Source organism: Nocardia sp. CC213A, from assembly GCF_030766805.1.
GTDB classification, from domain to species: domain Bacteria; phylum Actinomycetota; class Actinomycetes; order Mycobacteriales; family Mycobacteriaceae; genus Nocardia; species Nocardia otitidiscaviarum.
The window spans coordinates 159,353-181,860 of record NZ_JASFXA010000017.1; the positions used below are offsets into that span (position 1 = coordinate 159,353).

Below are 22,508 nucleotides of genomic sequence, written 5' to 3' on the forward strand. Positions count from 1 at the left end.
CGACACCACCGATCGCCGGGACGCGTCCGCCACCACCGCCACATCACGCGCACAGTGCTCGTTACCGCGTGGATGCCGATGCCGAAGCGGTCGCCGCCTGCCGACTCCACGAGCCGCGACAGCGCCAGCACCGGCAGTGCGCCCACGAAGTGCACTCCGAAGGCGGCGGTGATGCCGACCAGCACCGAGCGTCACCGCAACTTCCGGATCGGCACCGTCGAACAGCGTTGCGCGGTAGACGACTCCGGCTGGCGGTCAGGTCAATTCCCGCCCTGCCGCAGCCGCTCGTTCTCCTGTTCCAGCTCCTCGATTCGGGTGCGCAGCTCCCCCAGCGCCGCCGCGACGGCGTCGCGCGGATACAGCTGGGGAATGTGCTGGCGGCAGTTCCAGTCGAAGGCTTCGACGTCGATGAGCATGGCTCGTTCCACGCGGGCCGGGTAGCCGTCCACGGTGAGGGAGGCGATGAGCTGCGGATCATCGTCCGCCTCCACCACATCCGCGCGGCCGAAGATCTTCAGGCGGGTCTGCGCGGCGTAATCCATCAGGAACAGCGAGACCCGGTCGTCGTGGTCGAGATTGCCGCGGCTGATGTACTGCTTGTTGCCGCGGAAGTCCGCGAAGCCGAGGGTGTGCGCGTCGACCACCTTCAGGAAACCCGGTGGGCCGCCGCGATGTTGGATGTACGGCCAGCCGGTCTCGCTCACCGTCGCCAGGTAGAAGCTGCTGCGTTCGCCGATGAACCAGGCCTCGTCGGGTCCGATCGCGTCGGGCACCGGCGGCACCGCCGCCATGCGCTCGTAACTGCGCAGGCTGCCGTGTATGCGCTGCTGCTCGCGAACGCGCTCGGTGAACGCTATCTGGCCGTAATGCCCGGTCATCTCATCGACTTTCGTGTTCGGGGGTGGGTGCGACGCCGACCGGCCCGGACCCCCGCGCGGGTCCGGGCCGGTCGATGGCCTCAGTGCTCGTGGTGGCGCACCACCGGCCAGTCGATATCGGTCTCGACGGCCTTGTTGAGGTAGTTGGTGAATACGTTGAGCGCGACATTCGCGATGGTCTCGACGATCTCACCATCGGTGAGCCCGGCGGCCCGGGCGGCCTTCACATCGGCCTCCTCCACACCGCCGCGCGAGCGCACCACCGCGGCGGCGAAGGTCAGCACCGCCTCGGCCTTGGCGTCGGAGGAGCGGCCATGCCGGTTGGCCTCGATCTCCTCGGCGGTCAGCTTGGCGATATTCGCGCCGATGTAGGAGTGCGCGGAAAGGCAGTAGTCACAACCGTTCTCCTCGGCGACCAGCAGCGCGATCCGCTCCCGGGTGGGTGCGGCCAGCGCACCGCCGCCCAGCGCACCGGAGAAGCCGAGGTAGGCCTCCAGCACGGCGGGGCTGTTGACCATGGCCTTGGTCATGTTCGGGGTGACGCCCAGGGCCTGCTGTACGCCCGCGAGCAGGTCGGCGGCCTTGCCGGTGGCGGACTCGGGCTGGATCAGGGGCAGACGGGACATGACGAAACCTCTTCGTGTAGAGCGCTTTCCGCGCTGTTCGCTTGATGCCTGACCGATTTTCTAACCGGCCATTGCCATATAGAAGGTTAGTGCGGTCGCGATCATTCCCACTTCGCGAAAATTTCTCGAGATTTCTTTCGTCGCAGGTCAGAGGCTCGCTGCTGTGAGCAGATCCGCTCAGGGCAGCACGGCGGGACACCGCCGGTGCGTGCGGGGCACGGTGGAGCCATGGCACACGACGAACAGACACCGACGTTCAACTGGCACACCCGAGAACGCCTCTTCGCCAAGCGCATCCTGGTACTCGACGGCGCGCTCGACGACGACAACGGCACCCTGCTGATGACGCAGATGCTGCAACTGGCCACCGAGGACCCCGACACCGGGATCGCGCTGTGGATCCACTCGCCGGGCGGATCGGTTCCGTCCATGCTCGCCATCCGCGACGTCATGCGGCTGGTGCCGTGCGAGGTCTCCACGCTGGCGCTCGGATTGGCGTGCAGCGCAGGGCAATTCCTGCTCTCCTCCGGCACCCGGGGGCGGCGCTTCGCGCTGCCGCACGCCCGCATCCTCATGCACCAGGGCTCCGCCGGTATCGGCGGCAGCGCGGTGGAGGTGGAGGTGCAGGCCGACGATCTGCGGCACACCGTGCAGACGGTGCTCGGCCTCATCGCCGAGGACACCGGGCAGCCCTACGACCAGATCTACGAGGACTCGCTGCACGACCGGTGGTTCACCGCCGCGCAGGCCCGCGACTACGGATTCATCGACGGCATCGTCGAATCGTTCGGCCAGGTGCTTCCGCAACGACAGAAGGTGGGGATCGCATGAGCGGTCAGGCGCGAAGGCGGCAGCGAAGTGTAACCACGCAGCGCCCCGATCATGCGGGAAAGGAAACGGCATGAGCTCCTACACGATTCCGAATGTCATCGCGCAGCATCCGCGCGGTGAGCGGATCATGGACGTGTACTCGCATCTGCTCACCGAGCGGATCGTCTACCTGGGCACGCCCATCGACTCCGGCGTGGCCAACGCGCTCATCGCGCAGCTGCTGCACCTGGAGGCGGAGAGCCCCGGCCAGGACATCAACCTCTACATCAATTGCGAGGGCGGCGATCTCACCGCCATGCTCGCCATCTACGACACCATCCAGCACATCAGCTCACCCGTGGTGACCACCTGCGTGGGCCAGGCCATCGCGGTCGGCGCGGTCCTGCTCGCCAGCGGCGCACCCGGCCGCCGCTCCATCCTCCCGCACGCCCGCGTGGTCCTGCACCAGCCCGCGGCCCAGGGCCGCGGCACCATCCCCGACCTCATCATCCAGGCCGACGAGCTGGTGCGGATGCGAGCCGAGGTCGAATCCGTCCTGTCCAAGCACACCGGCCGCTCCCCCGAGTCCCTCCGCCACGACACCGACCGCGACCGCGTCTTCACCGCCGCGGCGGCAGTGGACTACGGCCTGGTCGACCAGGTGCTCGGCGGCGAGTAGTGCGAGCACGCCGCCGATCGGGGCCGGATCGCGGCCGGTCCCGACCCGGCAGCCGGACCGCAACCTGGAACGACACAACGGCCGGGACGCGGTCGACGGATGCGGTGTCACGGCACGGGCCGGGCCGCCGCCCACGGCAGCATCGGACAGGGCAGGACCACTCGACCACACGGGATATCGGTACGTCAGCGCACAGCACATCATGGGCGCGACAGAAGTCGGCCGCGCCGGAGTCAGCACCGACGGCATCCGAGCGGACAGCGGAGCCGGTCGGTCAGGCGGCGAGCAGGACCAGGTTCGGGCCGCTGGCGTGCGGGGCCGCGGGACGCGAATAGTCGGCGGGGCGGATTCGGGTGGTCGGGCGCACCGCCACCGCGCGCCGCAAGCGCCGGAGGTCGTCGGCGACCTGCTCGATGAGTCCGGACAGCGAAGTGCCGAGCGCACCCGCCATGGCGGCGATCATCTCGCTCGACGGTTCCTTGCGGCCGCGCTCCACCTCGGAGAGGTACTGCGGCGACACCCCGGCCCGCCCGGCCGTCTCCGCCAGCGTCGCGCCCTGCTCCTGCCGCAGCGCCCGCAGCCGCCGTCCGAGCACCTCCCGCCACAGCGGCTCCCGCACCGACCGCGGCTCCGGCACCGGCCCAGCGCCCTCGCTGGGCGCGCGGCGCGGCCGATCGTCCCGCCCACCCGGAACGACGTGCAGGCGCGGAAGTTCGGCCCGCGGGAACTCGATGCTCGGCTGCTCGGTCATACCTGGCAGCCTACGACCGACCACCCGCACCGCGCCCCGCCTCTCTGCTGAGGGCGAACACACCGCGTCGCGAGTTAACCGCACGCGCGGCGGGACACCGGAACGACCGATCGCGGGAAGCCGTTTCCACCGCGATCCGCCCGCTCCCGACAGCCGCGCCGATACCGACCCGCTCGCCAACATGTCACGCCGCCGATGCCAACCACAGCCGAGTGCGACAGACCACGGCTTTCCATACAGCTCGCGCCCCTTCCGTCTCCGCACCACGAGGGGTGTGCGGACACGGAAGGGGCGCGAGGTTCCCAGCGCCGCGCAGCGCGGCGCCGGTGGAAACTAGACGCGGCCGATGGCGGCGGCCATCACCCGGATGGCGGAGACCAGGCCGTCGATGAGGTCGCCCTGGCGGCAGGAGCTCAGGGCGGCGGTGGCGCCGAGCTGGCAGACGCGGTCGTTGGCGCGCTCCGCCACCTCGCGGCCGGACCGCACCTCGACGGACTTGGTGTTGGGGTCGACGGCGATGAGCACCGAACGCGCGGCTTCCGGGGTGGTCGGGAACAGCGCGTCCACGCCGGCGGCGGCATCCGCGCCGAGGTCGCCGATGTAGACGTTGAACCGCACCTTGGTGGCACGGGTGGCGTCGGTGAGGGCATTGTCCATGAGCAGCCGCTCGTGGTCGCTGAACGGCACCTCGTTGAAGACGTCACCGGCCTCGTGCACGCCGGATACCCGTCCGCTGCTGGTGACGGCGTAGCCGTGCGGGAGATCGGCCTCGTTCACCGCGGGCCACTTAGAACTTGCCACTTGCCCGGCCTCCGATCAGGTCCGCGTCGGCGGATTCGATTGCCGCATGATTGCCATGCGACTCGGCAGTATCGTGATGACCCGCTCCGGTCACCTCGTCGGTCGCGCTCCACAGCACCGGGCCCTGGGTCCAGGTGTCACCGAGCTCGAAGTGCTCCGGCTTCTTACCGGGGAGCGGCTTGCCGAGATACGACAAACCAGCGATCACCAGATAGATCGCCAACGGGATGCCGACAAAGATCAGCACTGTCTGGAGAATGCTCACGGCTCAACGGTAGACGATGCTTCCGACGCTGCCGACGAGCGGTGAGCGTGTTCACCTACGTGTCGTCGTAGAACGCCTCACACCAGCCACGCGGTGGAATTTGCTGGAAGTTCTCTACCCGATATCGGCGCACTCACCAACAGCACCTCGCCGGCGGGCAGCGTGATCGGGGCGTCCGTGCCGTTGAGCACGCACACCAGCCCCCCGTCCCGCCGGAAGGCCAGGCATCCCGGCGGCGCGCCGTACCATTCGAGTCCCGTACCGGCGAATTCCGGTCGACCGGCCCGCAATTCGATGGCCATCCGGTACAGCGACAGCATGGAGTCGAGCCGCTCCAGCTGGTTCTCCACCGTCAGCCGGGCCCAGCTCGCGGGCATGGGCAGCCAGGGCCGCCCGGTACTGAAGCCGAAATTCGGCGACGCGCCCTCCCACGGCAGCGGTACCCGGCACCCGTCGCGTCCCCGCACGGTGCGCCCGGACCGCTCCCACGCCGGGTCCTGCAACGCCGCATCCGGCAGATCGTCCACATTCGGCAGTCCCAGCTCGGACCCGTTGTAGACGAACACCGAACCCGGCAGCGCCAATTCGAGCATCATCATGGCCCGCGCCCGCGCCTGTCCGAGCCCGCCGCCGCCGTAGCGGGTCACCTCGCGCTCGATATCGTGATTGGACAGCGTCCAGGTGGGCGTGGCACCGACCGCCGCCACGGCGGCCAGCGAATTGTCCACGGCCGCGTGGATCTTCGCCACGTCGAAGGGTGTCTCGGCCAAGCGGAAGTTGAAGGCCAGATGTAGCTCGTCCGGGCGCACGTATTCCCCGAAACGAGTGTTGTCGTCCACCCAGACCTCACCGATGGCCACCGCGTCCGGGTACTCGTCCATCACCTTGCGCAGGCGACGGTGGATCTCGTGCACGCCCGGATTGTTGAAGCGCGGATCGCTGTCGTCGTGTACCAGCATGCGGGTGTCGACATGCGCCATATCGGGCAGGCCCTCCGGTTTGGCCATGCCGTGGGCGACATCGATGCGGAACCCGTCCACGCCGCGGTCCAGCCAGAACCGCATGGTCCGCTCGAAGTCGGCGGCCACCTCCTCGTTCTCCCAGTTCAGATCCGGCTGTTCGGGCGCGAAGATGTGCAGGTACCACTGCCCCGGCCGGCCATCGGGTTCGGTGATCCGCGTCCAGGCCGGACCACCGAAGACGCTCGGCCAATTGTTCGGCGGCACAGCACCGTCCGGGCCACGGCCGTCACGAAAGAGGTAGCGGTCGCGCTCGGGGCTGCCCGGCCCCGCCGCCACCGCGGCCTGGAACCACGGATGCCGGTCACTGGTGTGATTGGGCACCAGGTCCATGGTGACGCGGATCTGCCGGAAGTGCGCCTCGTGGATCACCGCGTCCAGGGCGTCCAGTCCGCCGAAGAGTGGGTCGATATCGCGCGGATCGGAGACGTCGTACCCCCCGTCGGCCATGGGCGAGCGCATGACCGGGCAGATCCACAGCGCGTCGACGCCGAGGAGCTCCAGATATCCGAGCTTCTCCCGCAATCCACCCAGATCGCCCACGCCGTCACCGTTGGAATCCGCGAAGGAACGCGGATACACCTGGTAGAACACCGCCGATCGCCACCACGGGTCGACCGAGGCGTCTCCGGGACCCGACACCGCCGAAATGTCTGTCACAGCCCGTAGTGTGCCAAAGCGGACCGACTCGCGCTGGCGTGTCGCCCACACTTGACGAGATTCAGCAAATGGTCAGTTGACGGCGCAACCCACCGGAAAGACTCAGGGCTCCAAGGGCTTAAGCGCCGAGTAATTCAGAACGGCGAGTTCATGAGCGAATTCGCGGCCATCTCGAAGTAGTCGAGCAGCTGTCTGCGGTGCTGATCATCGAGCACCTCCGGCTCGATCTCGGCCACCGCGATCCGCATGGCCCGCAGCCAGGCGTCCCGCTCCAGCGGGCCCACCTTGAACGGCATGTGCCGCATCCGCAGCCGGGGATGCCCGCGCTCGTCGGAGTAGGTGCGCGGCCCGCCCCAGTACTGTTCGAGGAACATGCGCAGCCGCCGCTCGGCCGGCCCCAGATCCTCCTCCGGATACAGCGGACGCAGCACTTCGTCCGCGGCCACCTCCCGGTAGAACGCGGCGACGAGCCGATGGAACGTCTCGGCCCCACCGACCGCCTGGTAGAAGGACGTCGCAGTCTGCTCACCCGAACTCACGCCGTCCATTCTGCCTGTCGAGCGCGCGGCGGGGATTCCGGGGAGGTGGGGAACCGGATTATCACGGCCCGTTCACCTGAATGTGCCCGACAATGTGCGAAATCACCGTGCATTCCACGTCCGGGCATGGTCAACTTGGTGGCAGTCTGCCGAGTTACCACACACTCCAGCGAATACGAATTCGGGGTTGCACACATGAAGCAGCGGCACGGCGCGCGGCACGAGGCGCGCACACACCGACAACTCCAGCCCGCCGACGTCCACAATCGTGGGTCGGGGGCTCCCTCGCTGCATGTTCTGTCCGACCATTCGTATCCGGGTGCGCGTCACGATCACGCGCATCGCTCCGCCGATTCCCTGCCACCGGTCCCGAGCTGGGCCAAGCGCCGCGTCCTGCTGCTGAACGCGACCTACGAGCCGCTCACCGCCCTCTCCGCGCGCCGCGCCATCGTGCTGCTGATCTGCGACAAGGCCGATGCGGTCCACGACAACCCCGAGGGCCCGGTCGTGCACTCCGCGGGCACCGCGGTCGCCCTCCCCTCCGTCATCCGACTTCGCAACTATGTGCGAGTCCCCTATCGCGCCCGGGTGCCGATGACCCGCGCGGCGCTCATGCATCGCGACCGCTATCGCTGCGCGTACTGCGGCGGCAAGGCCGAGACCATCGACCATGTGATCCCGCGCAGCCGCGGCGGCGCGCATTCCTGGGAGAACTGCGTCGCCTCCTGCGCCCCCTGCAATCACCGCAAGGCCGACAAACTGCTCAGCGAGCTGGGCTGGACGCTGCGGCACCCGATGGTCGCGCCCAAGGGCCCGCACTGGCGGCTGCTGTCGGCATCCTCGGAACTGGATCCGGTGTGGTTGCAGTATCTCGGCGAGGACGTGGCCTAGCCGATTCCCGCCGTCCCAGCCCTCGCCGACCCCACCGCGCTCAGCTGAATTCGCTGATGAGCAGGCCCCAGGTCCCGGATTCGAGCGCCTCGAAGATGTGCGGCAGGTCGCCGGGGTAGCAGATGTAATCGCCGGGATGCAGTTCCACGGGCGCGTCGACATGCCCGACCTTGGCGCGGCCCGCGCACAGCACCACATGCTCGACGACCCCGCGGGTATGCGGATCGGATTCCCGCGGATGCCCCGGCTCCACGGTGAGGCGATAGATGTCCCGGCGGGCATTGGGCGGGGCGGCCGACAGCAGGGCGATGCGGTAGTCGGCCTGCGCCGAGGCCAGCGCCTGCCCCTCGCCCGCGCGAATCACCTGGACCTGCGGGCGCGGCGGATCGAGTAGCTGGGAGAATGGCACATCGAGGGCGACGCACAATGCCCACAGGGTTTCGATGCTCGGATTACCGGAGCCCGACTCCAGTTGCGACAGTGTGGATTTGGCGATGCCCGCGCGCTTGGCGACCTCGCTGAGCGACAACCCGGCACGGGTGCGCTCGCGGCGCAGGGCGGCGGCGATCGCCTCCTGCGGTGAGGCGGGAGTGGGGCTGTCGTGCTGGCTCATATCGGGTTCACAGCGTACCGGGTGATGTTCGTCCATCGCTTTGACGAATCGATCCGATGCGTTCACTATAGACAACATGCGTTCGATATGGCGAACACTGGATCGGGGTGCGCTCACCGGTATCGCGGCGATCTGCCTGGCAATCGCCATGATCGGCGTGTCCTACGGGGCGACCGCCGTCACCTCCGGGTTGCCCGCCTGGCTGCCGATGCTGCTCAGCATCGCGGTCGTGGCGGGCGGCGCCGAATTCGTCTTCATCGGCATCATCACCGCGGGCGGCAGCCTCATCGCCGCCGTACTCGCGGGGCTGCTCGTCAATGCGCGACATCTGCCCTACGGCCTGTCCGTCCCCGATGTGGTGGGGTCGGGCTGGCGTCGCCTGGTCGGCACCCATGTCATGAACGACGAGTCGGTGGCGCTGGCGCTGGCCCAGCCCGATCGCGACCGCCGCCGCGCCGCCTACTGGCTGTGCGGCCTAGGGGTGCTGACCGCGTGGCCGCTCGGGGCTGCCGTCGGTGCGGTCCTCGGCTCGGTGGTGCCCGACCCCAATGCCTTCGGTCTGGACGCGGTCTTCCCCGCCGTCCTGATCTCACTGGTGCTGCCCGCGTTCCACGATACGCTCACCCGCACCGCCGCCCTGATCGGCGCGGGCGTGGCCGCGGTGACCACCCCGTTCCTGGGCGCGGGGCTGCCCATCCTGCTGGCGCTGCTGGCCGTCGTGCTGGTGGCCCGCCGCGCGGGTGACGAACCGGAGCCGGAAACCGGTGCCGAGGGCGCATCGTCATGACCAAGGCGCTCCTCATCGGCACCCTGGCGCTGGCCGTGGGCACCTACGCGTTCCGCTTCGCGGGCCCGGTGCTGCGCCGCCGCGTCAATGTCTCCCCACGCGTGATCCGCCTGTTGGAGATCGCCTCGGTCGTCCTGCTCACGGCCCTGGCTGTCACCACGCTCATCCCCTCGGGCAGCGGCGGTCACGCCGGAATCGCCCTGCCGGCAGGCGTTCTCGTCGCCATCGTGCTCGCCTGGCGACGCGCACCCCTGCTGGTCGTCATCCTGTCCGCGGCCGCCACCACAGCGTTTCTCCGCCTGCTCGGCGTCTCCTGAACCGAGCGAGACCGGCCGCGGCAACTCGGCCGACCGGATCCGAACCGCGCGACGAGCGCCCCGCCGATCGGGAACCCCCGCCGCACGAGCAAGCCCCGCCGGCGTTTCCCGGGCGGGGGCTGGCCGACCGGGTGACCCGGCCGCGATCCGAGTCGGGCCGCATGTATCCGGGAAACCCTCTGCTGCCGAACCGCTCGCCGCGACGCAAGGGCGCACCGACGGGCTCGCTGCCGGAGCCGACTCACCTCGACCCGCACGACGATCAGCACCGCGGCTCCAGCGGAACGGCACCGCGACCCCGCCTGCTGTGCGACCGTCGCCTACTGCGGGAGCAGCGGCATACCCGGCCCGCGGCGGCGGGCGACGGAGCCGTAGCGGGCGTCGAGGCGCAGCCAGGTGCGGGCCGCGCGGACCCGCACGATCTCGTCCACGGAGATGCGCCGCGAATCGGTCTTCTCGCCGCCGTGTGGAATGAAGTCCATAGCGGTGAGAGCGAAGACCACCCGCATGGGGACCTCCACCTCTTCCCCACCGCCCGAGACGGTGAGCACGGTCTGGTCCAGCAGGGAGGCGGGCGGGCCGTGGGCGCTGCCGTGCTCCTGCGCCACCTCCGCCCCGCGCTCGGCCAGCTCGACCAGCATGCGGGCGGGCACATCGTCCACGTGCACGAATCCGGCGGCGGGCGGCAGCGCCGAGCGCCAAGCGGAATCCATGGAGTAGCCGAGGTCGATGGGCTTGCCGGAATCGGGCCCGTGCAGGCCCGACAGCACCGTGTCACCGCCGACGGTGACATCCTCCACGCTCAGCGCCCCGACCACCGTCCGGACCGCCAGGGTTTCGAAACCCGTGGCGGCCCAGGCGGATACGTAGTTCACGCCCCGGCGGCGCAGCCGGATCACCACCGCCGGGTCCAGCCGGACCGCGTGGTTGACGAAGGTGGCCAGGTTCTCCCGCTCGGCCGGATCCGGAATATGAAGTGTCGCTTGACCTGCCACGGTTCAGCTCGACATCATTCGGCCCGCGATCACTCCGCCAGCCACTGCGCGAGATAGTCGCGTTCGTCGTCGGTGAGACGGCGTAGTCGCTGGGTGTCGATATCGAAGGCCGCGAGCTGGGTGGACGCGACCACCGCCGGACGCGCGTCCGGGGCGACCCCGGCCGCGCGCACCTCGTAGGCGACGGTGAAGTCCACCGCGCGCAGCTGCGACACCCACATGGAGACGTCCAGCGGCGAATCCTCGTGCCGCAGTTGGCCTTTGTACTGCACCCGAAGATCGGCGAGCACACAGCCGCGACCCAGACGAGCGGTCGGCCGGTCATCGGTGAACAGCCAGGGGATCCGAGCCTCCTCCAGCAGCGTCACCATGCGGGCATGGTTGATGTGCTGGAACACATCCATATCGGACCAGCGGACCTCGACCTTGGTGTGGAAGCGGGGCGGCTGCGCGAGCGCCACCCTCCCCGCTCCGTTCAGCGAACCGACACTCGTCAACGCGGTACCTCCGATTGCGCTCCCACCCCGCTCACCATGCTGCGCACCTGCCGCGCCGCGACCGACAGCGTGGCGAGGTCGTGGGTTCCGGACTCGAACAGCTCCGACAGCGCCGCACGCGCGCGACCCAGTCGAGACTGGTTTTTCGACTCCCAGTATGCAATCTTCTCCTCGGCCGTCTCCTCGGGGTCTCCGGCGGAGAGCACATCCAGGGTGAGCGACCGCAGCGAACCGTACATGTCGTCGCGCAGCGCCAGCCGGGCCAGCGCGTGCCAGCGATCACCGCGTTCCAGGTGGCTGACCGCCTGCAACAGCCAGTCGATCTTGAGGTGATCGTTGAGCGCGTAGTACAGCGCGCCCACCTCGTCACCACCCCGGTCGGTGATGTCGGCGATATCGATCACATCCAGCAGCGGGAACAGGTTGAGCAGCCCCAGCACCTCACTGGCCAGCTCGGCCGGAGCGCCGCGCCCGATCAACACCTGCGACTGCGCCATGAGCGAGTCGATGTGATGGCCGCGCAGCCAGCCGGGCACCTTCGGCGAGAGCGACCGCACCGACGCGGCGTAGCGATGGATCTCCGCACCCACGGCGATCGGCTGCGGCCGATTGTTCAGCAGCCACCGGGAGGCGCGGTCGAGGGTTCGCTTGGTCTCCAACTCCAGCGCGTCCTTGACCGAGGTCGCGACGCTCGCCGCCCGGATGCGCTCCCAGACCGCGTGCAGATCGAAGATCTGGGTGGCGGCGGTGAAGGCCCGCACCGCGTCGGAGGCCGTCGCCCCGATCTCCTCGTTCAAACGGAACGCGTACGTGATGCCGCCCAGATCGACCACCTCGTTCACCAACATGGTGGTGGTGATCTCCCGGCGCAGCCGATGCCGCTTGATGGCCGGGCCGAACCGCTCCCGCAGCGGTGTCGGGAAGTAGTCGGGCAGCCGGGCGGCGAAGTAGGCGGTATCGGGCAGATCGCTGCCGAGCAGGTCGGTCTTGAGCGAAAGCTTCACGTGCGCCATGAGATTCGACAACTCGGGCGAGGTGAGCCCGGTCCCCTCCTCCAGCCGCCGCTTGATCTCGGCGTCCGACGGGAGCGCCTCCAGATCGCGGTCCAGCCCGCGCCGCTCCTCCAGATCCTGGATCACGCGCACCTGCACATTCAGCATGCGCGACGCCTCCGCCCGCGACATGCCCATCAGATAGTTCTGGGAGACGTTGTCGCGCAGCACCAGCGCCGCGACCTCGTCGGTCATGGAGGCCAGCAGCGGATTGCGCTCGGATTCGGCGAGTTCTCCGCTGCTCACCACGCCGTCGAGCAGGACCTTGATATTGACCTCGTGGTCGGAGCAGTCCACACCCGCGGAGTTGTCGAGCGCGTCGGTGTTCATCTTGCCGCCGTTGCGGCAGAACTCGATGCGCCCGTGCGCGGTCACGCCGAGGTTGCCGCCCTCGCCGATCACCCGCACCCGCAGCTCGTTGCCGTTCACCCGCACCGCGTCATTGGACTTGTCGCCCACCTCGGCGTTGGATTCGGTGCTGGCCTTGATGTAGGTGCCGATGCCGCCGTTCCACAGCAGCTGCACCGGGGACTTCAGGATGGCGCGCATGAGTTCCGGCGGCGACAGGGCCGTCACGCCCTCGTCCAGGCCCAGCGCCTGCCGGGCCTGCTCGCTGATCGGCACTGATTTGACGGTGCGATCCCACACCCCGCCGCCCGCGCTGATCAGAGAGCGGTCGTAATCCGCCCAGGACGAGCGCGGCAGTGCGAACATGCGCTGCCGCTCGGCGTAGGAGGTCGCCGCGTCGGGGTTGGGGTCCAGGAAGATGTGCCGGTGGTCGAAGGCGGCGACCAACCGGATGTGCTCGGACAGCAGCATGCCGTTGCCGAATACGTCACCGCTCATATCGCCGATGCCGACCACGGTGAAATCCTGGGTCTGGGTATCGATATCCATCTCGGCGAAATGCCGTTTGACGCTCTCCCACGCGCCCTTGGCGGTGATGCCCATGGCCTTGTGGTCGTAGCCCGCGCTGCCGCCGGAGGCGAAGGCGTCGCCGAGCCAGAAACCGTACTGGCGGGCAACGTCATTGGCGATATCGGAGAAGGTCGCCGTGCCCTTGTCGGCGGCCACCACCAGGTAGGTGTCGTCGCCGTCGCGGCGCACCACCCGCGCGGGCGGAATGACCTCGCCGCTGGCGCGGTCCACATTGTCGGTGACATCGAGCAGACCGGAGATGAAGGTGCGGTAGCAGGCCACGCCCTCGGCCTGCAGCGCCTGCCGGTCCGCCACCGGATCCGTGGTCGCGGCCGGAGGCTGCTTCACAACGAACCCGCCCTTGGCGCCGACCGGCACGATCACGGCGTTCTTCACCGCCTGCGCCTTCACCAGGCCCAGGATCTCGGTGCGGAAATCCTCGAGCCGGTCCGACCAGCGCAGGCCGCCGCGCGCCACCGGGCCGAAACGCAGATGCACGCCCTCCACTCGCGGCGAGTACACGAAGATCTCGAATTGCGGCCGGGGCTTGGGCAGTTCGGCGATCTCCTGCGGCTCCACCTTGAACGACAGGTAGTCGCGCGGACGCCCCTCGGCATCGGTCATGTAGTAGTTGGTGCGCAGCGTGGCCCGCATCAGTCCCAGGATGGCGCGCAGAATGCGGTCGGCATCCAGACTCACCACATCGTCGATGCGGCGGCGCACCGCGCTCTCGAGCTCGCGGGCCTGCTCCGCGTCGGCGGAATCCGGGTCGAAGATGGCCGCGAAGAGGTCCACGAACAGCTGCGAGACATCCGGGTAGGCCAACAGTACGCGGGTGATGTTGGCCTGACTGTAGGGAAAACCGGCCTGCTGCAGGTACTTCGCGTACGCGCGCAGGATGGAGACCGAGCGCCAGGGCAGTGCTGCGCGCAGCACGAGTTCATTGAGACCGTCGGCCTCCGCCCGCCCGTACCACATCGCCTCGAAAGCTTCGATGAACCGCTCGCGCAGGCCGCGGACCTGCACGTCGAGCAGGTGCATGCGCTCGGCCGACTCCACCAGTTCGGCGTCCATGTTCCGGTCCAGTGCGCTGCGCAGTAGCTCGGGCCGGGCCAACAGGCCGAAATCGTAGATCCAGCGCTCCGGGCCGTGATCGAGTTCGATCTGGTACGGCCGCTCGTCCACGACCTCCACCCCGAGGCTCTGCAGCACCGGCAGCACCTGGCTCAGCGAGATGCTCGCGCCGCCGATGTAGAGGCTGAAACGCCAGCAGCCCGGCTCGGAGTCGGAGCGCCGATACAGGTGCTGGTCGATCCCGCCGTCTTGAAGCCGTTGCAGGCGAACGATATCCGCCAGCGCCCGGCCCGCGCCGAAATCCTCCTTGTAGCTCTCCGGGAAGGCTTCGGCGTAGGTGGACACCACCGCCGGATCGAGCACGGCGGAGGTGGCGACCTCGTCGTTGAGGTGGTCCTCCCAGGTGCGGCTGGCCTCGGCGAGCAGGTGCTGGATCCGCAGCCGGTTGGGTTCGGAGGTGTCGGCGACCCCGCCCTGGTCTGGCAGGCGCACCGTGAAGTACACGCTGGCGAGTTCGCTTTCGGAGACCCGCGCCGAGTAGTCGATGGACGCGCCACCGAGTTCACGCACCAGGATGTCCTGCATCTCCAGGCGCACGGCGGTGGTGTAGCGGTCGCGCGGCAGGTACACCATGCAGGCGACGAACCGGCCGTAACCGTCCAGGCGCAGGAACAGCCGAACCTGGCGGCGCATACCGACATTCAGCACCGTGCTCGCGGTACGGCGCAGGGTTTCGGCGTCGGAGGAGAACAGCTCGGTGCGTGGGAACGACTGGATGACCTCCAGCATCTCCTGACCGGAGAAGGAGTCCAGGTCGAAGCCGCTCGCCTCGATCACCCGGCGCACCCGGCGCTCGATGACCGGGATGTCGAGCACGTTCTCGTGCATGGCGGTGACGGTGAAGACGCCGATGAACAGGTGCTCACCGGTGACGACGCCCGATTCGTCGAATTCGGCGACGCCCACGAAGTAGGGGTAGACGGCGCGATGCACGGTGGCCGGCACCAAGCCCTGGGTCAGCATCAGCAGCGGCTGGTCACCGCTGTTGTCGGGGACGCGGAAATCGGTGCCCACATTGGGGCGCAGCACCCCGAGGCTGGTGTCGGGGCGCACCACCGACTTGGTGGTGCCGTCCACGGTGGTGCGCTCGTAGCGCGCGTAGCCGAGCACGGTGAAGTGCCCGTCGGCCAACCAGCGCAGCAGATTCGCGCAGTCGGTCAGATCGGTGGCGGAGAACGGGGACCTGCTCGCGGCAGCCGCGGCGTCGAGTTCGTCGGCCACGCGTTCCTGTGCCTCGCGCATGGCCTCGGTATCGCCGATGACATCGCGCACGTCGGTGAGCACGTCCGGGATGGCCGATTCGATGCGCTCCAGCTGCTCTCGACTGGTGGAGGGGTGCAGCTGGATGTGCATCCAGGACTCGCGCAGCCCGGTCGCGCCGTTGCCGTCCACCTCGTGCGGGACGGCGGTCTCCAGGGTGCCGTCGGCGTCGCGGGTGACCTCGAAGATGGGGTGCACGACCTCGCTGACGCTGATGCCCATGCGGTTCAGCGACGAGGTGACCGACTCGACCAGCAGCGGCATATCATCGGTGACCAGTTGCAGGGCGGCCCCCAGGCAGGACTCGTCCTCCTGGTGGTGGACCTTCACATTGGCCGTGCCGCGTCCGCGCTGGATGGCCAGCTCCACATGACTGCGGAAGATCTGCGTCGATGTCGCCGGGATCGCGCAGTCCGCGTCCCCGGCGTCGACGTGTCGGAAGTACGCCTCCTCCAGCGACACCAAGTTGCCGCGCAGCGATGCGGGCAAACTCGCAGCCCATGCCGCGCTGGACAATTCGGACGAGACGGTCATTTTCGCCAGCTCCTCGGATTCGGTTCCGTAACAAAGTGACGCCGGTCCCGAGAGTAGCTGGGCGCGGGATGCGCCGGGCTCAATTCCTCTCAATGCCGCGCCGCGTCGTACAGACCCGACAAACAAGGCAGAGCGGCGTTCACCGCGATGCCGCCGAATCGCCAGGTGGCGTACGACAAATCTTGCATCCGAACGGCTTTCGCGCACTAGTGCGTTTGCGCTACGCACTGAGTTCGCTCTCAGATTGCCAGCGGACATGGCTGAGCGCCTCATCTGCCCCGGCAACCGCCGGGACGCCAGCAACCTCGGTGCGTTCACACCGCAGGTGTCGCCGTGCCCGCCGCCCGAGGGCGGCGGGCACGCGAGTCGGAGGTCGTCGCCCTATCCGCGGGTCAGCTTGCGGTGGGTGACACGATGCGGACGGGCCGCCTCCGGGCCGAGGCGCTCGATCTTGTTGGCCTCGTACGCCTCGAAGTTGCCCTCGAACCAGAACCACGCCGCCGGGTTGTCGTCGTTACCCTCCCACGCCAGGATGTGCGTGCAGGTGCGGTCCAGGAACCAGCGGTCGTGGGAGATGACCACGGCGCAGCCCGGGAAGTTCTCCAGGGCGTTCTCCAGCGAGCCGAGGGTTTCGACGTCGAGGTCGTTGGTCGGCTCGTCGAGCAGGATCAGGTTGCCGCCCTGCTTGAGGGTGAGCGCCAGGTTCAGGCGGTTGCGCTCACCACCGGAGAGCACGCCCGCGGGCTTCTGCTGGTCCGGCCCCTTGAAGCCGAAGGCCGAAACGTAGGCGCGCGACGGCATTTCCTGATTGCCGACCTGGATGTGGTCCAGCCCGTCGGACACCACCTGCCACACCGTCTTGTTGGGGTCGATACCCGCGCGGTTCTGGTCGACGTAGCTCAGCTTGACGGTATCGCCGACGCGCACGGTGCCGCTGTCCGGATCCTCCATACCGACGATGGTCTTGAACAGCGTCGACTTACCGACACCGTTGGGTCCGATGACGCCGACGATGCCGTTGCGCGGCAGCGAGAACGACAGGTCCTTGATCAGCTGGCGGTCGCCGAAGCCCTTGTCCAGGTGCTCGACCTCGACCACCACATTGCCCAGGCGCGGACCGGCCGGAATCTGGATCTCCTCGAAATCCAACTTCCGCATCTTCTCGGCCTCGGCCGCCATCTCCTCGTAGCGCTGCAGGCGGGCCTTGTTCTTGGCCTGCCGGGCCTTGGCGCCCGAGCGCACCCACGCGAGCTCGTCCTTGAGGCGCTTCTGCAGCTTCTGGTCCTTCTTGCCCTGGACCTCGAGCCGCTCGGCCTTCTTCTCCAGGTAGGTGGAGTAGTTGCCCTCGTACGGGTAGGTGCGACCGCGGTCGAGCTCGAGAATCCAGCCCGCGACATTGTCGAGGAAGTAGCGGTCGTGGGTGACGGCCAGCACCGCGCCCGGATACTGGGCGAGGAACTGCTCCAGCCACAGCACCGATTCGGCGTCGAGGTGGTTGGTGGGCTCGTCGAGCAGCAGCAGGTCGGGCTTGCTCAGCAGCAGCTTGCACAGCGCGACACGGCGACGCTCACCACCGGAGAGGTTGGTGACCGGCTCCTCGGGCGGCGGGCAGCGCAACGCGTCCATGGCCTGCTCGAGCTGGGAGTCGAGATCCCAGGCATCGGCGTGGTCGAGTTCCTCCTGCAGTTTGCCCATTTCCTCCATGAGCTCGTCGGAGTAGTCGGTGGCCATGAGTTCGGCGATCTCGTTGAACCGGTCCAGCTTGACCTTGATCTCGCCGAGGCCCTCCTCCACATTGCCGCGAACGGTCTTCTCCTCGTTCAGCGGCGGCTCCTGCTGCAGGATGCCGACCGTGGCACCGGGCGCCAACCAGGCATCACCGTTGTTCGGCTGGTCCAGTCCCGCCATGATCTTCAGCACGCTCGACTTACCAGCGCCGTTCGGTCCCACGACGCCGATTTTGGCGCCGGGGAGGAAGTTCAGGTTCACATCGTCGAGCACGACCTTGTCGCCGTGCGCTTTGCGAACCTTTCGCATTTGGTAGATGAACTCAGCCATATGGAAAATCCTATGCTGCGGCGCTGAGCGCCGCCGTCGAGGGCGGTGGTGGGTCTAGTCCGATGCGGTCGCCACTTCGGCTTCCCTGTGTTCGGTATCACCGGGTGGTGTGGTGTGGTCGGTGTCCACGCGTTCGAAACGCTTGCGCTGCACGAGGGCCGTGCAGCGGCCGAGATCCGGACCGAGAGCGAAGGCCCGCAGCTCGAGATCACTGCGCGTCACTCCCTCTCGTGTGCGGTATTCGTGCGAACTGAGCTGCCCGTAGGCGATGACCGGATCGCCGCGGTGCAACGAGGCTTCCACCCCCGCGACCAGCCGCCGCCAGCAGCGCACCGTGAGATAGGTGGTGTCACCGTCGACCCATTCGCCGCGCTGGGTGTCGAAGCGCCGCGGATTGCTGGCCAGCCGAAAGCTGATCAGCTGCTCACCGCTGGGCAGTTCTCGTCGCACCGGATGCGTAACCACCGTACCCACTATGGACGTATTGATTTCGTACATCGTTGCTCCCCCTTGCCGACTGGCTTCCGGATCCGGAAGACCTCTCCAGCCTGACTCGCGTGCGACCGGCGCGACAGCCCGTCTTCGGCGAGTGGGGATAACTCCGATGCTTGTGAACTACAAGGTTGCCAGATCCGTGTTCGCCCCGCACAGCACGATGACCGGTCGCTCGTGTGGCTTGGGCACGTACACGCCGCTCTGGATGGCGGCCAGCGCGGTCGCACCGGCGGGCTCGACCACGATCCGGAACTCCCGCCACAGGTACTCCCGCGCCATCACGATGGCGTCATCGCTGACCAGCAGCGATTCCACGCCGTACCGTTGCGCGACCTCCATGGCGATGGAACCGATCCGGCTGGCCCCCAACGAATCCGAGGCGACGCTGGACACATCCACCTCGACCGGCCGCCCGGCCGCCAGTGCCGCGTGCAGGGTCGGCGCGCCGTGCGGTTCCACGCCGATCACCCGGCCGCGCGGTCCCAGCGCCACCGCGATACCGGCCACCAGCCCGCCGCCGCCGACGGCCACCAGCACCGGCGGCCGCCCGCGCACCTGATCCTCGATCTCCAGCCCGACCACACCGGCCCCGGCCACGATCGCGGGCTGGTCGTAGGCGTGCAACTGGAGTGCGCCGCGCTCGGTCGCCAGTTCGGAGGCGAAGCGGTACGCCTCGGCGTATGTGGTTCCGTGCCACAGCACTTCGGCCCCCTGCGACCACATGGCCGCGACCTTGGTGTGCGGTGCGGATTCCGGCACCACCACCGTGCAGCTCAATCCGCGCACGGCGCTGGCCAGGGCGGCGGCGATACCGGCATTGCCGCCGGAGGCCAGCACCACGCTGTCCACCCCGGCCCGCGCGCCCAGCAGCGCGTTCAGACTGCCGCGCACCTTGAACGTGCCGCCGTGCTGCAGGTATTCCAGTTTCAGCGTGACCGGCACCGGCCCGTGCGGGCCCAGTATCTCGGTGTGGAACACCGGTGTGACCCGAAACTGCCCGCGCAGCAGCCGTCTGGCCCGCCGCACGTCGGATCGGTAGAGCTTCTTGACCTTTCGCGCCGGGTCCTCCCCGGTCGGCGCGACGATCCGGTCAGTCACTTGCGTACCTCTCGATCCCGTCTCGCCAGTTCGGCGAACATGGCGTTGTGCGCGGCCAGCTCGGCGTCATCGTCCCGGTCGGCGGCGCGGTCGATACGGTTGGCCAGCCGCTGATCACTGCGCGACCACTGGATGAGCAGTGCCAGCATCACCAAGACCAGCGGAATCTCACCGCTGGCCCAAGCCAGGCTGCCGCCATTGCGCTGATCCTCGAGCAGATTGTCGTTCCAGCCCAGGCCGAGGCTGCGGTAGAACCAGCCGCCCATGACGCTGTTCATGCTCATCAGCGCCACACCGAAGAAGGCGTGGAACGGCAGCGAGCCGAACACCATGCCCACCTTGGTGAGCGGCTCCACCTGACGCGGCTTGGGGTCGATCCCGATGACCACCCAGTAGAAGAGGTAGCCGCTCACCAGGAAGTGCAGATTCATCAGCAGGTGCGCGCCGTGCGAATCCACGAACTGGTCGAACAGACCGCCCATGTACAGGCCGTAGAACCCGACCACGAAGAACACCGACGCCACCACGGGCTGGGTCATGAAGCGCGACACCGGATTGTGCACGGCCGCCAGAATCCACTCGCGCGGTCCCGGCGGGGCATCGCGTCCGGCAGGTGGCAGTGCCCGCAGCGCCAGCAGCACCGGCCCGCCCAGCGCGAACAGAATCGGCGCGAGCATGGACAACAGCATGTGCTGCCCCATGTGCACGCTGAACATGGCGGGCGCGTAGCGGCCGATGCCGGAGCTGGTCGCGATAAGCAGGACCGCGCAGCCCGACAGCCAGGCGATGGTGCGCCCGACCGGCCACGCGTCGCCGCGCGCCCGCAGCCGCACCACACCGCGGATATAGAGGACAGCGAGCACGATCGCGAGGGTGCCGTAGATCAGGTCGAACCGCCAGTCGAACAGCAACCGCGCGGCGCTGGGCGGCCCAGCCAGGTTGTAGCCGAGTTCCACCTCGGCCGGAGTCGGGATCTGCTTCAGCTCCGGCGGCGGGGTGCGCCCGAGCCCGACCGCCAGCCCGACGGTGGCGGCGAAGATCAACGCCTCGACGCCCGCGAACCGGATCAGGGCGCGTCGATCGCCCGGATCGGCCTCCAGATCGGGAAGCACGGCCCGGCGCTGCATGTACCCGATGACGCCGAGCACGATGAGCGCCGCCGTCTTGGCCAGCACGAGCCGCCCGTATGTGGTTTCCACCAGATCCGACGGCTCCTGCAACCGCACCCAGGCATTGAGCACGCCGCTGGCCGCGATCACGATGAACGACACCGTCGCGACCGTGGAGAACCGCCGGGTGGCGAGCGCGGTCCACTTACCCCCGCGCAACGCGTAGGCCAGTACCGCGAACAGCCCGCCCACCCAGAACCCGGTGGCGAGCAGATGCAGAATGAGGCTGTTGGTCGCCACATCGTGCGACCCGCCCGACGACGAATGCCCCGTCAACGCGACCGGCAACAGCGACAGCACCGACAGCCACAGCAGCACCGGCGTCCACCCCCAGCGCAGCGCGACCCGGCAGCCGACCGCGAGCACCAGCACGAAGAACACGGTGAGCCGCCACGAACTGGCGACATCCACCGTATCGGCCGCCCGCCACACCTCCTCCGGCCGCAACGAGTCCGCGAGAGGTTGCCCGGTCGTGTCCGACAGGGTGAGCGGCACCAGCAACGCCGACGCCCCCGCCCACACCAGCGCCGAATTCGCGGCCCGCCGCAACGCCCGATACCCGCCGACGTCGAGCAGCCCGTCCTTCTGCGGCGGCACCAGGAACGCGGCGAACAACAACGACCCCACGGTCAACGCCGCCGACAGATCCGCCACCGCCCGCACCGCGGGCAACCCATACGTAGTGAGCGGCCCAGGATCAGGTATCCCGAGCAACGTCAGCGCCTCCGCGGCCGACAGCCCCACGACCATCGCCCCCACCATGGCCGCGACCGCCCCCGCCATAGCCGCGAGCACACCGAAGGACGCCCCCGACCCCGACCGATTGGCCTGGACGTCGGCGACTGCGGGCGGGTCCTGCGGAGACGACATACGACTCAGGGTAGTTCGGAACGCCGGTCCGGACTCCCACGGGGTTTCCCGTCACCCGGTCCGCACCACCGCCCCGACGCGCTGCCCAGCCACGCCACGCCGACCATCCCCCATCTGGACGGTCGCTATACTTAACCCGCTGGACACCACGATCGATATCGGTCAAGGTGTTTGGTGGCACACAGCCGTGCACCACCCGACTGCCTCCGTAGCTCAGTTGGATAGAGCAAGGGCCTTCTAATCCCTAGGTCGCAGGTTCGATTCCTGCCGGGGGCACTCATCAACCGACCGACCAGCCACACCGGGGGTCGTACACACCTTTACCCGCGTGGAAGAGGGCTCAAACCCTCACCGGACCCCAACAAAGTCTCAACATACTCACTCGGCACTGAATCTCCCCGGGTTCCGTGCGCACCGGGTTATCTGTCTCCAGCCGGTTGCTCGGAGCAGGTCGAATAGTAGTCGGCTTCGTACTCGACCGGTGGTCGACGGCCGAGTCGGTGCATCAGCCGGGAGTGATTGAACCAGCTGACCCACTCGTGAGTGAGTAGCTCGACATCAGCCAGCCGATACAGTGGGCCGCGGCGGAACGGCGAATCATCGCGAACCGCCTCGGTCTTATAGAGCCCGATCGTGGTCTCGGCGAGGGCATTGTCGAAGGCGTCCCCGACCGAACCTATCGATGGGCGCAGACCCGAAAGCATCAGTGTCTCACCACATTTCACTGAAGCGTATTGCGACCCGGCGTCGCTGTGATGAATCGTGGACCCGGTCCACGGACGTCCCTGGCGC

Annotated in this window: 21 protein-coding genes and 1 tRNA gene; 6 read left to right on the plus strand and 16 right to left on the minus strand. The window is 68.3% G+C overall.

Features of this window, described 5'->3' with window-relative positions; translation table 11 throughout:
• Positions 1-260: 260 nt before the first annotated feature.
• Together QJS31_RS27510 and QJS31_RS27515 are read right to left on the minus strand one after the other, a co-directional pair.
• Entirely contained in the window at positions 261-878 is a 618-nt protein-coding gene (locus tag QJS31_RS27510) for a pyridoxamine 5'-phosphate oxidase family protein (RefSeq protein ID WP_282777439.1), read from the minus strand.
• An 80-nt stretch (positions 879-958) separates the two neighbouring features.
• Positions 959-1,504 carry a carboxymuconolactone decarboxylase family protein gene (locus QJS31_RS27515; RefSeq protein ID WP_039811137.1) on the minus strand — a complete coding sequence of 182 codons (546 nt, stop codon included), beginning with the start codon at positions 1,502-1,504 and terminating at the stop codon, positions 959-961.
• Positions 1,505-1,732: 228 nt separating this feature from the next.
• Between QJS31_RS27515 and QJS31_RS27520 the strand changes: the two genes are divergently transcribed.
• Entirely contained in the window at positions 1,733-2,335 is a 603-nt protein-coding gene (locus QJS31_RS27520) for a ClpP family protease (RefSeq protein WP_282786406.1), read from the plus strand.
• Between the two features lie 70 nt (positions 2,336-2,405).
• Positions 2,406-2,993, plus strand: a complete 588-nt coding sequence (locus QJS31_RS27525; protein ID WP_282786404.1) for a ClpP family protease — start codon at positions 2,406-2,408, stop codon at positions 2,991-2,993.
• A 274-nt stretch (positions 2,994-3,267) separates the two neighbouring features.
• Here the strand turns inward: QJS31_RS27525 and QJS31_RS27530 are convergent, their stop codons facing one another.
• The 5 genes from QJS31_RS27530 to QJS31_RS27550 form a co-directional block, all read right to left on the minus strand.
• Positions 3,268-3,744, minus strand: coding sequence for a helix-turn-helix domain-containing protein (locus QJS31_RS27530; protein WP_306358080.1), 477 nt, complete (start codon positions 3,742-3,744; stop codon positions 3,268-3,270).
• 333 nt (positions 3,745-4,077) lie between these two features.
• Positions 4,078-4,545, minus strand: a complete 468-nt coding sequence (locus tag QJS31_RS27535; RefSeq protein ID WP_306358081.1) for a DUF5130 family protein — start codon at positions 4,543-4,545, stop codon at positions 4,078-4,080.
• On the minus strand, positions 4,532-4,810 hold the full coding sequence (locus QJS31_RS27540) for a hypothetical protein (RefSeq protein ID WP_282783162.1): 279 nt from the start codon (positions 4,808-4,810) through the stop codon (positions 4,532-4,534). The genes QJS31_RS27535 and QJS31_RS27540 overlap by 14 nt, the downstream gene beginning before the upstream one ends.
• Positions 4,811-4,887: 77 nt before the next feature.
• A complete protein-coding gene (locus QJS31_RS27545; protein WP_282783178.1) occupies positions 4,888-6,480 on the minus strand; it encodes a glycoside hydrolase family 13 protein in 1,593 nt (530 codons plus the stop codon).
• Between the two features lie 143 nt (positions 6,481-6,623).
• Entirely contained in the window at positions 6,624-7,037 is a 414-nt protein-coding gene (locus QJS31_RS27550) for a globin (RefSeq protein WP_282783164.1), read from the minus strand.
• 186 nt (positions 7,038-7,223) lie between these two features.
• Between QJS31_RS27550 and QJS31_RS27555 the strand changes: the two genes are divergently transcribed.
• Complete coding sequence (locus QJS31_RS27555) at positions 7,224-7,919, plus strand: HNH endonuclease (protein ID WP_282783165.1); 696 nt, start codon at positions 7,224-7,226, stop codon at positions 7,917-7,919.
• A gap of 40 nt (positions 7,920-7,959) precedes the next feature.
• Here QJS31_RS27555 and QJS31_RS27560 read toward each other — a convergent pair whose 3' ends face one another.
• Positions 7,960-8,532 (minus strand): helix-turn-helix domain-containing protein, encoded by a 573-nt coding sequence (locus QJS31_RS27560; RefSeq protein ID WP_282783167.1) that lies wholly within the window; start codon positions 8,530-8,532, stop codon positions 7,960-7,962.
• Between the two features lie 76 nt (positions 8,533-8,608).
• On the opposite strand from QJS31_RS27560, the gene QJS31_RS27565 reads away from it, so the two are divergent.
• Together QJS31_RS27565 and QJS31_RS27570 are read left to right on the plus strand one after the other, a co-directional pair.
• Entirely contained in the window at positions 8,609-9,319 is a 711-nt protein-coding gene (locus QJS31_RS27565) for an AzlC family ABC transporter permease (RefSeq protein ID WP_282783169.1), read from the plus strand.
• On the plus strand, positions 9,316-9,636 hold the full coding sequence (locus QJS31_RS27570) for an AzlD domain-containing protein (protein ID WP_282783171.1): 321 nt from the start codon (positions 9,316-9,318) through the stop codon (positions 9,634-9,636). Before QJS31_RS27565 ends, QJS31_RS27570 begins: the two co-directional genes overlap by 4 nt.
• Positions 9,637-9,956: 320 nt before the next feature.
• Here QJS31_RS27570 and QJS31_RS27575 read toward each other — a convergent pair whose 3' ends face one another.
• From QJS31_RS27575 to QJS31_RS27605, 7 genes are all read right to left on the minus strand, one after another.
• A complete protein-coding gene (locus QJS31_RS27575) occupies positions 9,957-10,631 on the minus strand; it encodes a hypothetical protein (protein WP_306358082.1) in 675 nt (224 codons plus the stop codon).
• A gap of 29 nt (positions 10,632-10,660) precedes the next feature.
• The gene (locus QJS31_RS27580) at positions 10,661-11,092 is read right to left on the minus strand and encodes a thioesterase family protein (protein ID WP_255222021.1); all 432 of its coding nucleotides are present in this window, start codon (positions 11,090-11,092) and stop codon (positions 10,661-10,663) included.
• Between the two features lie 32 nt (positions 11,093-11,124).
• Entirely contained in the window at positions 11,125-16,026 is a 4,902-nt protein-coding gene (locus QJS31_RS27585; protein WP_282783176.1) for an NAD-glutamate dehydrogenase, read from the minus strand.
• Between the two features lie 381 nt (positions 16,027-16,407).
• Positions 16,408-18,084, minus strand: coding sequence for an energy-dependent translational throttle protein EttA (ettA, locus tag QJS31_RS27590; RefSeq protein WP_282784282.1), 1,677 nt, complete (start codon positions 18,082-18,084; stop codon positions 16,408-16,410).
• A 54-nt stretch (positions 18,085-18,138) separates the two neighbouring features.
• On the minus strand, positions 18,139-18,582 hold the full coding sequence (locus QJS31_RS27595) for a single-stranded DNA-binding protein (RefSeq protein ID WP_282784281.1): 444 nt from the start codon (positions 18,580-18,582) through the stop codon (positions 18,139-18,141).
• A 117-nt stretch (positions 18,583-18,699) separates the two neighbouring features.
• The gene (locus QJS31_RS27600; protein WP_372341760.1) at positions 18,700-19,665 is read right to left on the minus strand and encodes a threonine/serine dehydratase; all 966 of its coding nucleotides are present in this window, start codon (positions 19,663-19,665) and stop codon (positions 18,700-18,702) included.
• An 8-nt stretch (positions 19,666-19,673) separates the two neighbouring features.
• Entirely contained in the window at positions 19,674-21,716 is a 2,043-nt protein-coding gene (locus QJS31_RS27605) for a cytochrome c oxidase assembly protein (protein WP_306358083.1), read from the minus strand.
• A gap of 202 nt (positions 21,717-21,918) precedes the next feature.
• Here QJS31_RS27605 and QJS31_RS27610 point away from each other — a divergent pair.
• Positions 21,919-21,992 (plus strand) — tRNA-Arg (locus tag QJS31_RS27610).
• A 143-nt stretch (positions 21,993-22,135) separates the two neighbouring features.
• On the opposite strand, the gene QJS31_RS27615 is transcribed toward QJS31_RS27610, so the two are convergent.
• Positions 22,136-22,508: integrase core domain-containing protein (locus tag QJS31_RS27615; protein ID WP_306358084.1), on the minus strand; the 373-nt coding region annotated here is incomplete at its 5' end.